The following is an 11,939-nucleotide window of genomic DNA, read 5'->3' on the forward strand; positions in this document are numbered from 1 at the left end:
ACCGCCGCCCGGTGCTCCCGACGGCGGATTGCTAGCGTCGAATCATGACCAGCACCGCCGCACGCCCCGAACTGTCCCCCGCCGCCGCCGACTTCGTCACCGAGCGTCACCTGGCCACCCTGTCCACGCTGCGCGCCGACGGCACCCCGCACGTCGTCGCCGTCGGCTTCACATGGGATCCGGAGGCCGGGATCGCCCGCATCATCACCAATGACGGCTCGGTGAAGGTCAACAATGTGCGCCGCTCCGGGTACGCGGCGGTGAGCCAGGTCGACGGCCCGCGCTGGATCACCCTCGAGGGACCGGCCACCGTGCTCGACGACCCGGCCGCGGTGGCCGATGCCGTCGACCGGTACGCCGGCCGCTACCGCCAGCCCCGCGAGAACCCGACCCGCGTGGTCATCGCCATCCAGGTCCAGCGGGTGCTGGCCAGCAGCGTGTTCAAGCCGGGAGCCCCCGCCCTCGGCCACTGACCTGCTGCGGGGGCTCGGCGGCTAGAGCCGGGTCAGCCCGTGGGGACGCTTGTTCATCGACTCGCAGCCGTCCGCGGTGACGATGACGATGTCCTCGATGCGGGCGCCCCACTGACCGGGGAAGTAGATGCCCGGCTCGATGCTGAACGCCATGCCCTCCTGCAGGACCAGGTCGTTGCCCGCCACGATGTAGGGCTCCTCGTGCACCGACAGGCCGATGCCGTGGCCGGTGCGGTGCACGAAGTAGTCGGCCAGCTCGGCCGCGGCCAGCACGTCGCGGGCGGCGGCGTCGATGGATTCGGCGGTGACGCCCGGGCGGACGGCCGCCACCGCGGCGGCCTGGGCGCGTTCCAGTTCCGCGAACTGCGCCGCCACCTCCTCGCTCGGCTCGCCCAGGACGTAGGTGCGGGTGGAGTCGGAGAAGTAGCCGGGCTCGACCGGGCCGCCGATATCGATGACCACCACGTCACCGGGCTCGATCACGCGGTCGGACACCATGTGGTGCGGGTCCGCGCCGTGCGGGCCGCTGCCGACGATGACGAAGTCGGCCTCGGTGTGCCCCTCCTCGACGATGGCGGCGGCGATATCCGCGCCCACCTCGGCCTCGGTGCGGCCGGGGCGCAGGAACTCACCCATGCGGGCGTGCACCCGGTCGATGGCCGCGCCCGCGCGCCGCAGGGCCTCGGTCTCGCTGGGGTCCTTGCGCATTCGCAGCTCGCGCAGCAGCGGGGTGGCCGAAACCGGTAGCGAGCCAAACTGATCGGCGATGGGCAGCAGGTGCAGGGCGGGCATCACATCGGTGACCGCCACGCGCGCACCGGCATTGAGCACGTTCTTGACGATGCGGTACGGATCGACCCCGTCGACCCAGTCCACGATCTGCAACCCCAGTTCCCCGGCCGCCGACGCCTTCAGCGAGGCCAGCTCCAGCTTCGGGATCACCACCGAGGGTGTCTCCCCGCTGGCCGGGATCACCAGGCAGGTCAGCCGCTCGAACGACTGTGCCCGCGACCCCATGAGAAACCGCAGGTCAGGCCCGGGAGTGATGAGCAGCGCGTCCAGATGCGCATCCCTGGCCAACCGCGCGGCACGCTCCAACCGCGCCCCATAGACCTCCGCCGCGAACCGTGACTCGTCATGAGAGCTCATGCCATCCGACGCTACTCCCCCACCCCGCCACCCTCCAGCCACCACCGAACTTCGCACCCCCACCACCGGGTACCCCCACCACCGCAGCACCCGACCCCCCTGCCGCCGAGCACCTTTCGATCCACGAACGCCTCCGATGATGCGCCGCATCGCACCGTGGCATTCTGCGCACCAGGCGCCCCGCTACCGATCCGCGCCCTGACCAGGCGGCCGCGTTCCCCCACGACGTCCTGCCACGACCGCGGGCCTGGAACGGACGCCCATGCTCGACGCCGAAGCCCTGTGAACAGCCGATCGGCACCTGACCACCGGCAGCGTTCCGTCCCGCAGATCCGAGCTCGGAGCGCCGGGCCGTCTCGCCCCGCCGCTGCCACGGTCCGCGCATCGAATTCGAAGGGCCCGGGCGCGAATCCGAGGGCTGGACTCCCCGCGCCGTCATCGGCCGCGCTGTCGGACGCGAACGGTAGGGTCGTGCGCTATGAGCAACCCTGCCGCCGGTCCGCTGTTGCTGCTCGATGGGGCCAGTCTGTGGTTCCGGGCGTTCTACGCGATCCCGGAGAAGATCACCGCGCCCGACGGGCGGCCGGTGAACGCGCTGCGCGGGTTCACCGACATGATCGCCGCGCTGGTCAAGCAGCATGCGCCGAGCCGGCTGGTGGTGTGCCTGGACCTGGATTGGCGCCCGCGGTTCCGGGTGGACCTGCTGCCGTCGTACAAGGCGCACCGGGTGGCCGAGGACGCGGGCGAGCCGGTGGCGGGCGTGATCGCGGAGGAAGTCCCCGACACGCTGACACCGCAGGTCGACATGATCATGGAGCTGCTCGAGGCGGCGGGAATCGCCACCGCGGGCGCGGAGGGTCTCGAGGCCGATGACGTCATCGGGACGTTGGCCACGCGGGAGGGCGCCGACGAGGTGATCGTCGTGAGCGGCGATCGCGATCTGCTGCAACTGGTCCGTGACACACCGACGCCACCGGTGCGGGTGTTCTACGTCGGGCGCGGGCTGGCGAAGGCCGAGCTGTGGGGTCCGGCCGAGGTGTCGGCCAAATACGGTGTGCCCGAGGACATCGCGGGCCCGGCGTACGCCGATATGGCGACGCTGCGCGGCGATGCCTCCGACGGCCTGCCGGGTGTGGCCGGAATCGGTGACAAATCCGCCGCCCAGCTGATCACCAAGTTCGGCTCGGTGGAGGCGCTGCGTGAGGCGGCCGCCGACCCGGACTCCGATCTGGCCAAGGGCGTGCGCGCGAAACTCGTTGCCGCCGACGACTATCTGAAGGCCGCGGCCCCGGTGGTGCGGGTCGTCCGCGACGCCACCGTCGAATACTCCGGCCCCGACCTGCTGCCCCTCACTCCCGCCGACCCGGAGCGACTGGCCGCGCTGGCCGCCGCCTACAACGCGGAGAGCCCGGTCAAACGCCTGCTCACCGCCATGGGCAAGCGCTCCGCATCCTGACCGAACTCGCCCGTCGCGTCGACCGCGAGCCGACCGCTGTCAGCGGCGGATCGGGCCTACGGGCCACGTTTCGGGCTTGCCGTCGAGGTCGGTGATGGCGGCTTCGGTGAAGTAGCCGTCCTGCACCTTGCGCAGCGTCACGTGGGTCGCGCCGCTGGCCGTGCGCCCGGCGGCACAGCTGGGCTCGCACACCCGCCGGTATTCGGTGCCGTCGCCCTCGGCGGTGTCGGGACCCCAACTGCTCCAGGTGATGTCGCGGACGCTGAGCCCGCCGTCACCGCAGGCCAGCAGCATGCTCGCGGGTTTCTCGACGGCTTTGTTCGCGACGCAGTCGTTCACCACGGGAGCTTCCATCCGCGACGCGGCGAAGGACGCGACGACCGACGACGGCGCAGGCCCGGCCGACGACGCCTGCCCCGCGCAGGACGTGGTGACAAGTGCCGCGCTCGCGACCGCCAGTGTGGTACCGGCCAGTCCGATGGCCCGAACGAACGAATTCATATCGCCCCCCGATCACGATCAACCGAAAGAATTTCGGCCCACCTTACTCGCAACGAGCATCCAGACAACCCCTGGCAAACAAAAGGACCCGGCCGCGATCCCAATCGCGCCCGGGCCCAACACCTTTGCCCCGAAAATCAGTTCGGGCGGCCGACCTCGTAGGTGCCGTCGTCCTTGGTGATCTTGATGGTCACCTTCTTGCTCTCGCCACCCACCTTGAGCGTGCAGTCGAAGGTCTTGTCGACCTCGACCTTCTGCCCCGACGGGCACTTCACGTCCTGCACGTCGTCGATGCCGTAGGTGTCCTTGAGGACCTTCTGCACCCCGGACTGCACGGCGCTGTTGTCGAGCTGGTCCTTGCTGAGCAGCCAGGCCAGACCGCCGCCGACCGCGGCCAGCACCACGACGATCGCGGCCACCACGCCGATGATCACACCGGTCTTCTTCTTGCCCGCGGGCGCCTGCTGACCGGGCTGCGGCCACTGCTGCCCCGCCTGCTGGTTCCAGTCCTGCTGGCCCGGCTGACCCTGCTGCGGCCACTGGGGCTGCGACTGCCCCCACTGCTGATCACCCTGCGGCTGCTGCTGCCACTGCGGCTGGCTCTGCCCCCACTGCTGGGCCGGCTGCTGCGGTTGCGACTGCCCCCAGGGCTGGGCGGGCTGCTGCGGCTGGGACTGGCCCCACGGCTGCTGGCCGGGCTGCTGATGCGACGGATCGCCCCACTGCGCGGTCGGCTGGGCGGGCTGCTGACCGCCCCACTGCTGAGTCGGTCCGGCGCCGGGCGCGGGCTGCTGTCCGCTCCACTGCAGGGTCGGATCGTTGTTGCCCCCCGCCGGGGCGTCATTCGGTCCGTACGGGCCGCTCATCTGCTTGCCTCCAATAGCAATCCGTTGTACTCACGCTAGCCCCCCGAGCGGGAGCACGCGTATGCTCCCGCTGCGGTCGGTACATCCAAGAATCAAAGCACAGTCGTATCTACTACGCCGCGTCCACGGCTACGACACCCCGGCGGATGGCGCGCACCGCCTTGCTGGCCGTGGCCGCCACCTCGACGTCGTCGGCGGTGCTGTGAATCTGGTCGAGCAGGTCGATGACCTGGCGGCACCAGCGCACGAAATCGCCCGCGGAGAGCGGGTTTCCGCGATCACCGCTGGCGAGCAGGGCGTCGGCGAGGTCGTCACCGCGCGCCCAGGTGTAAACGCCCGTGACGAAACCGAGGTCGGGTTCGCGGGTGGGCTGCAACCGGTGCCGGGACTCGTCGGAGCGCAGCTGCGACCACACCCCGATGGTGGCGTCCACGGCCCGCCGGATGGGCGCGGTGGGCCCGGACGCCCCCAGGTAGCCGCCCTCCTGCCGGGACTCGTACACCAGGATCGACACCACCGCGGCCAGCTCGGCCGGGCCGAGCCCGCGCCACAGCCCCTGCCGAAGGCTTTCCGCGACAACCAGATCCGCCTCGGCGTAGATCCGGGCCAGCCGCCGCCCGTCCTGGGTGACCTCGCCGTTCTCGACGTAGCCGCGTTCCTCGAGCAGCCCGAGGATGCGGTCGAAGGTGCGCGCGAGGGAGTTGGTGGTGGCCGCCACCTGCTGGCGTAGATGCTCGGTCTCGCGTTCGAGGCGGTTGTAGCGTTCCCCGATGCGCGCCAACTGCTCTCGATCCGGCCGCGAATGTGCCGGATGGTTGCGCAGGGCGCGCCGCAGGGTCTGCAGGTCGCGGTCGTCGGCGGCCTTGGACTTGCCGGCGGCGCGGGGGCGGCGCGGCCGGGTGATGCCGGTGCTGCGCAGTGCCGAGGCCAGATCGCGGCGGACCCGCGCGGTGCGGTGGTCCACGTGCTTGGGCAGCCGCAACCGGCCCAGCGATTCGGCCGGGGTCGGGAAGTCGGCGGCCGAGACGCGACCGGCCCACTTGTCCTCGGTGAGCACCAGCGGACGCGGATCCCCCGGTGTCGCATCGGGTTCCAGGATCACCGCCAGCCCCTGCCGGCGGCCCGACGGAATCGCCACCACGTCGCCGCGCCGCAATGCGGTCAGCGACGACACCGCGGCCTGCCGCCGGTCGGTGCGGCCCTGCCGTTCCAGGTTCCGTTCCCGGTCCCGGATGCGTTCGCGCAGCTGGATGTACTCGAAGAAGCTCTCGTCACCGAGCTGCGAGCGCAGCTTGCGCAGCTGGGCCTCGTTGCGTTCGATGCCCCGTACCAGGCCCACGACCGAGCGGTCCGCCTGGAACTGGGCGAAGGAACGCTCCAGCAGCGCACGCGATTCCACCGCGCCCATGCGATCGACCAGATTGATCGACATGTTGTAGCCCGGCCGGAACGACGACCGCAGCGGATAGGTCCGGGTCGAGGCCAGACCCGCGACCGCGCTGGTGTCGACCTCGGGCTGCCACAGCACCACCGCGTGACCCTCGACGTCGATGCCGCGCCGCCCAGCGCGCCCGGTCAGCTGCGTGTACTCCCCCGGCGTCAGTTCGGCGTGGCTCTCGCCGTTGAACTTGACGAGCCGTTCCAGCACCACCGTGCGCGCGGGCATGTTGATGCCCAGTGCCAGTGTCTCCGTGGCGAACACCGCGCGCACCAGGCCGCGCACGAACAGGTCCTCGACGGTGTGGCGGAAGGCGGGCAGCATGCCGGCGTGGTGCGCGGCGAAGCCGCGGTGCAGCGCCTCGCGCCACTCCCAGTAGCCGAGCACCTCGAGGTCGCTCTTGGGCAGGTCCCCCGTGTGCTTCTCGATGATCTCGTCGATCACCGCGCGATCGTCCTCGCGGGAGAGGTCCAGGCGCGAGCGCACGCACTGGGCCAGCGCCCCATCGCATCCCGCGCGGCTGAAGATGAAGGTGATGGCGGGCAGCAGCCCCTCGTCGTCGAGCCGGGCGATCACCTCGGGGCGCGGCATGGGCCGGAACGAGCGCCGCGGCCCGCCGCGACCGCGCCCGGGCACGCCCCAATTGTCCATCCGGTCAACAGCTTCGCGGTGCTTGATGTAGCGCTGCAGATCCTGGTCGACGACGACCTTGGCGTCGCTGGACTTGGGATCGAACAGGTCGAACATGCGTTTGCCGACCATGACGTGCTGCCACAGCGGCACCGGCCGGGTCTCGTCGACGATGACCGCGGTGTCGCCGCGCACGGTCTCCATCCACGCGCCGAACTCCTCGGCGTTGGAGACCGTGGCGGACAGGCTGACCAGGCGCACCTCCGGCGGCAGGTGCAGGATGACCTCTTCCCACACCGCGCCGCGGAAGCGGTCGGCCAGGTAGTGCACCTCGTCCATGACGACGTACGAAAGCCCGCGCAGCGCGTCCGATCCCGCGTAGAGCATGTTGCGCAGCACCTCGGTGGTCATCACCACCACCGAGGCGTCCGGATTGATGGACTGGTCACCGGTCAGCAAACCGACCTCGTCGCGCCCGTAGCGGGCGGTGAGGTCGGCGAACTTCTGGTTCGACAGCGCCTTGATGGGCGTCGTGTAGAAGCATTTGCCGCCCGAGGCCAGGGCCAGGTGTACCGCGAACTCGCCGACCACCGTCTTGCCGGCGCCGGTGGGCGCGCAGACGAGCACACTGTGCCCGCCCTCGAGCGCCGCACACGACTGCCGCTGGAACGGATCGAGCTCGAATTTCAGTTCGGCGGTGAATGCCGCCAGTTCGCCAGTGAGCGACCTTGATGCCACGCGTCAGAGGGTATCGGAGTAATCCGACACGACTCCCGTGGTTTTCTCCACCGGTGTGGCGCTCACCGGCTCGGCACTGGGCACCGGGGTCGCGGCGTCCACGCCGCCGGGCGCGGTATCGAGCGGGGAGGCCTCGTCGTCGGCCAGCTTGTCCCAGGCCTGCGCGTTGCGGGCCTTGCGCTTGTCGTTGATCCGCGCGACCTGCACCGCGATCTCGAACAGCAGGGTCAGCGCGAACGCCAGCGCCAGCATGGAGATCGGATCCTGCGGGGTCACGATGGCCGCGAACACGAACAATCCGAAGATCAGCCCGCGCCGCCACTTGGTGAGCCGTTCGTAGGTCAGCACCCCGAGGAAGTTCAAACCGACGATGAGCAAAGGCGTTTCGAAGCTGACGCCGAAGATCACCAGCAGCTTGATGATGAAGCTGAAGTACTGCGCACCCGACAGCGCCGTGATCTGGACATTGTTGCCGATGGTCATCAGGAAGCTGAGCGCATGCGCGACCACCCAGTAGGCCAGCACCGCGCCCGCGATGAACAGCGACGCGCCCGCCGCCACGAACGCGATCGCGTACTTGCGTTCCTTCGCGTACAGGCCCGGGGTGATGAACGCCCACAGCTGGTACAGCCAGAACGGGCTGGCCACCACCACACCGGCCGTGGTGCCGACCTTCAAGCGCAGCGTGAACTGCTCGAACGGCGCGGTCGCCAGCAGTCGGCAGGCGCCGTCGGTGCTGAGATTGGCCCGCGAGGAGGCCGGGAGCGCACAGTAGGGGCCGCGCAGGATCTCACCGAGGCTCTCGATCCCGAACAGGGTGTGCGAGTACCAGAAGAACCCGAACAGGGTGCCGACCGCCACCCACGCCAGCGCGATGAGCAGGCGTTTGCGGAGCTCCGAGAGGTGCTCCACCAGGGACATGGTGCCGTCGGGGTTCGTACGGCGCTTGCTGCGCCGCGGATCGAACGGGATGCGAATACGCATGTGAGTGTGACTGCCTCCGCCTTACGGCCACAGAAGACGTGGGCGCGGGTGCGCCCCCGGACCCGGACAACACCACATCCGGGATGAGCCCGCGCTCATCCCGGATGGTGGCCGATTCAGGCCTTCTGCTGGTCGTTCGGCTGTGCCACGGGCTGCTGCACCGGCTGGGCCGGCGGCAGCTGCGCCGGCGGCTGCACCGGCTGGGCCTGGGCCTCGGGAGCGGCCTCGCCCGTCTTGCCCTCGTTCTGCATCTGGCTGACCTCGGTCTTGAAGATGCGCATCGAGCGACCCAGGCTGCGGGCCGCGTCCGGCATGCGCTTCGAGCCGAAGAACAGCAAGAAGATCAGCACAACGATCAGCAAGTGCCACGGGCTGATGGCGCCTGTCATTCCATTACCTCCAAAGACTTGGTGAGTCCGATGCTACCGGACCCGCATACCGCGAACCTCGTTGTCAACCCTCGTTCGCCGCCTCGTCACGCACGGCGCCCTCGAGTTGTGCCAGCAATTCCGCTCCCGACCAGGTGCGCCGGTCGCCGTTCTCCGCGGCGGTCACGAGTTCTATCAGCTTCTGGTTCACCGGCGTGGGTATTCCTACCATGGCACCGAGGCTGACGATTTCTCCGCACAGCCAAGGGATTTCGGTGGCGCGTCCGGCGGCCAGGTCGTCGGCCATGGACGAGCGGGCCACCGGATCGATGGCCAGCACACGTCCGGCAACCCGGCGGAAGACGCCGTCGGGCGTGGTCAGCAGACGCGCCATCAACTCCGGCGGCAACGGGGTGAGCCGGGCCGGGCGGATCCGTGCGGCCGCCATGGCGGCCAGCGCCTCGCGCTGAGCCAGGGCCAGGCAGCGCCGGTAGTCGCGGGACGCCAGCTCCTCGCGCAGCGGACGACCCGACAGCGCGTTGATCGGGTTGTTCAGGTTGAGCAGCAGCTTGGCCCATTGGACGGACAGCAGGTCGGCGTGGCGTTTGAAGCCCAGACCCGACCGGGCGAAGACGCCGGTGAACCGCTTCAACACCGCATCGTCGGCGATGTCGACGGTGCCCGCGGTGCCGCGGTGGAAGCGGCCCTCGCCACGGTGGACCACGTTGAACATCACCATGCCGGGCAGCACCACGCAGGTGGGCAGGATCTCGCGGATCACCGCGTCGTTGCCGATGCCGTTCTGCAGGCTGAGCACCACGGTGCCGGGCGCGAGCACCCCGGCCAGTTCGGCGGCGGCGGTGGCGGTGCCCGCGGACTTGACGGTGATCAGCACCAGATCGGCCTCGTCGGTGGGCTCGGTGGCCGTCTCGAACGCGGTCGGCTCGACGGTGACGTTCTTGCCGTCGAGGTCGGTGAGCCGCAGGCCGTGCGTGTTCAGCTCGTCGAGGACGCGCGGGCGGCCCACGAAGGTCACCTCCGCGCCCGCCGCGGCCAGCCGCCCACCCACATAACACCCGATGCTGCCCGCGCCGAGCACCGTCACCCGGAGACTCAAGCGGGACCGACCTCCTCGAGCCCGGCCAGATTCCCGAGCCCGGTGTCGTCGAGTCCGGCGTAGGCGGCCAGCGCCGAACTGGACCGATCCCGCACCGCGGTCACCAGTTCGGCGGGGCCGAGCACGGTGACGCCGGCGCCGAAGCCGAGCAGCAGCCGCGCCATCCAGTCCAGAGTGGCGAAGCGCATGGTGGCCTCGAGGCTGCCGTCGGGGTGGGTGGTGACCTTGTGCATCGGGTACTGCTCGAGCACCCACGCGTAATCGGGGCGAATCAGCAAGCGCGCCAGCGGGACCGCGGGATCGTCGACGAACAGGTCCAGCGCCGCGGACTCGTCGAGGGCGGCCTCGGCGGGCGGGCGCGCTGGCTCGTCGAGGCCGGTGGCCTCCTCGATGCGGTCGAGACGGAACAGGCGCACACCCTCGGCTTGCCGGCACCACGCCTGCAGGTAGCTGTTGTTGTCCACCAGCACGATGCGGATCGGGTCCACGACACGTTCGGACACCACATCGCGGCTGGCCGAGTAGTAGACCAGGCGCAGCGCGTGATCGTGCTCGACGGCGGACCGGACGGTCGCCACCGCGGGCGCTTCCACCGGTGCTGGCAGCGCCGGGCCCGCGAATTCCCGTCCGGAGATGGCCGATTCGATCTTCGCGGTGGCCGCGTGCGCGGCGCTCGGATCCACCATGCCCGGCAGATCCGCGATCGAGCGCAGCGCCACCAGCAGCGCGGTCGCCTCCAGGGAGGTCAGCCGCAGCGGGCGGTCGATGCCCGCGCTGAAGGTGACCTCGATGCTCTCCTCGGAGAACGACAGGTCGATCAGGTCACCGGGCCCGTAACCGGGCAGGCCGCACATCCACAGCTGGTTCAGATCGGTCATCAACTGCTTGGTGGTGACGCCGAGTTCGGCCGCCGCCTCCGCCGCACCGATGCCCGGGTTGGCCTGGAAGTACGGAATCATGTTGAGCAGCCGGGCCAGCCGGGTCGACAGGCGGCTGCTCGCCGCCGCGCTGCCCCGCCGGTCCTTCGCACCCTCCGACGCCCGGGCGCCGTCCCCCTTGCGGGCATTGTCGATCACGCTGTCTCCCCGGCGTTTCCGCGACGCGTCCGCACTCACGCCGTCACCTCCGTCCGCTCCAGCACCGACTTCAGGCGCGCGATCACGTTGTCGCGCAGGTCCTCCGGCGCGAGCACCAGCGCGTCCGCGCCGAGTCCGGTGATGAGCCGGGCCAGCCAGTCGCGGGATCGGATCGGCACCTCCACGATCGAGCCGGGCCGCCCGCCCAGCACCCGGTCCTCCATGACCGGTCCGAGGCGGCGGATCTCCTGGCCGCGACCCTGCGCCACCCACACCGTGGCCGATCCGGTGATCGGCGACTGTGCGGTGACCTCGGCGACCACGGCGCGCAGGTCCAGGTCCTCGGGCTTGTGCACGGCATTGGCCGGGCCGTATTCGATGACGTCCTCGTCGATGCGGGAGATGCGGAACACCCGCTGTGCGTCACGCACATTGTCGTGCGCGACCAGGTACCAGCGGCCGTGGTGGGTCACCACACCCCAGGGCTGGACGTCGCGTTCGACCGGATCCCCATGCGACTGCCGGTGTCTGAACCGCACCGACCGTCCGGCATCGATCGCGGCGAGCAGCTTGCCCAGCACCGGCTCCGAGCCGCGCGTCCGCGCCGGCACCGCGGGCACCGCCGACACCCCGGCGTCGGGCTCCACGTGAATACCGGCGGCGCGCAGCTTGAGCAGACCACCCTCGGCGGCCGCCGCCAGCTCCGGCGACTCCCACAACTGCACGGCCACCGCGACCGCGGCCGCTTCCTCACTGGTCAGATCGATGTCCGGGAGCTCATAGGCATCCCGGTTGATGCGGTAGCCCTCGACACTCGACAACCGGCTCACCGGTCCGATCTCGAGGGGTATGCCCAGATCGCGCAGCTCGTTCTTGTCGCGCTCGAACATCCGGCTGAAGGCCTCGTCGCTCGCGGACTCCTCGTACCCGGCGACCGACTCCCGAATCCGCTCCGCGGTCAGGAACTGCCGGGTGGACAGCAGCGCGATAACCAGATTCATCAACCGCTCGACCTTGGATATCGCCACCCCGTAGAGAGTAATGGGAGTGCCGCCGAGGTGGCGCATGGGCGGTCGCGTTTTTCCCCTGACCGGCCCCATAACCCGCGCAACGGACCGCGAACCGAGTGGTTCACGGCCCGTT

General features: G+C 70.1%; 11 protein-coding genes. 2 read left to right on the forward strand and 9 right to left on the reverse strand.

The window, feature by feature from the left end:
* Positions 1-44 precede the first annotated feature (44 nt).
* Positions 45-473 carry a PPOX class F420-dependent oxidoreductase gene (locus ACFYTS_RS12750; protein ID WP_357283913.1) on the forward strand — a complete coding sequence of 143 codons (429 nt, stop codon included), beginning with the start codon at positions 45-47 and terminating at the stop codon, positions 471-473.
* 21 nt (positions 474-494) lie between these two features.
* On the opposite strand, the gene ACFYTS_RS12755 is transcribed toward ACFYTS_RS12750, so the two are convergent.
* A complete protein-coding gene (locus ACFYTS_RS12755; protein WP_387303595.1) occupies positions 495-1,622 on the reverse strand; it encodes a M24 family metallopeptidase in 1,128 nt (375 codons plus the stop codon).
* Positions 1,623-2,100: 478 nt separating this feature from the next.
* On the opposite strand from ACFYTS_RS12755, the gene ACFYTS_RS12760 reads away from it, so the two are divergent.
* Entirely contained in the window at positions 2,101-3,078 is a 978-nt protein-coding gene (locus ACFYTS_RS12760; RefSeq protein ID WP_387303598.1) for a 5'-3' exonuclease H3TH domain-containing protein, read from the forward strand.
* 39 nt (positions 3,079-3,117) lie between these two features.
* On the opposite strand, the gene ACFYTS_RS12765 is transcribed toward ACFYTS_RS12760, so the two are convergent.
* The 8 genes from ACFYTS_RS12765 to ACFYTS_RS12800 all read right to left on the reverse strand — a co-directional run bounded on the left by ACFYTS_RS12765 (position 3,118) and on the right by ACFYTS_RS12800 (position 11,824).
* Positions 3,118-3,579, reverse strand: a complete 462-nt coding sequence (locus ACFYTS_RS12765) for a hypothetical protein (protein WP_387303600.1) — start codon at positions 3,577-3,579, stop codon at positions 3,118-3,120.
* A gap of 137 nt (positions 3,580-3,716) precedes the next feature.
* On the reverse strand, positions 3,717-4,445 hold the full coding sequence (locus tag ACFYTS_RS12770; RefSeq protein WP_387303602.1) for a DUF4333 domain-containing protein: 729 nt from the start codon (positions 4,443-4,445) through the stop codon (positions 3,717-3,719).
* A gap of 112 nt (positions 4,446-4,557) precedes the next feature.
* The gene (locus ACFYTS_RS12775) at positions 4,558-7,251 is read right to left on the reverse strand and encodes a DEAD/DEAH box helicase (protein ID WP_387303604.1); all 2,694 of its coding nucleotides are present in this window, start codon (positions 7,249-7,251) and stop codon (positions 4,558-4,560) included.
* Positions 7,252-7,254: 3 nt separating this feature from the next.
* Positions 7,255-8,229 (reverse strand): twin-arginine translocase subunit TatC, encoded by a 975-nt coding sequence (tatC, locus tag ACFYTS_RS12780; protein WP_357284199.1) that lies wholly within the window; start codon positions 8,227-8,229, stop codon positions 7,255-7,257.
* 122 nt (positions 8,230-8,351) lie between these two features.
* Positions 8,352-8,624: a Sec-independent protein translocase subunit TatA gene (tatA, locus tag ACFYTS_RS12785; RefSeq protein ID WP_387303606.1), complete on the reverse strand. Its 273-nt coding sequence runs from the start codon at positions 8,622-8,624 to the stop codon at positions 8,352-8,354.
* A 64-nt stretch (positions 8,625-8,688) separates the two neighbouring features.
* Complete coding sequence (locus tag ACFYTS_RS12790) at positions 8,689-9,720, reverse strand: 2-dehydropantoate 2-reductase (protein ID WP_357283932.1); 1,032 nt, start codon at positions 9,718-9,720, stop codon at positions 8,689-8,691.
* A complete protein-coding gene (locus tag ACFYTS_RS12795) occupies positions 9,717-10,709 on the reverse strand; it encodes a helix-turn-helix transcriptional regulator (RefSeq protein WP_387303827.1) in 993 nt (330 codons plus the stop codon). The genes ACFYTS_RS12790 and ACFYTS_RS12795 overlap by 4 nt, the downstream gene beginning before the upstream one ends.
* 122 nt (positions 10,710-10,831) lie before the next feature.
* Complete coding sequence (locus ACFYTS_RS12800; RefSeq protein ID WP_357283934.1) at positions 10,832-11,824, reverse strand: YafY family protein; 993 nt, start codon at positions 11,822-11,824, stop codon at positions 10,832-10,834.
* Positions 11,825-11,939 lie beyond the last annotated feature (115 nt).

The sequence above is a fragment of the Nocardia sp. NPDC004151 genome (assembly GCF_042874235.1).
Taxonomy (GTDB): domain Bacteria; phylum Actinomycetota; class Actinomycetes; order Mycobacteriales; family Mycobacteriaceae; genus Nocardia.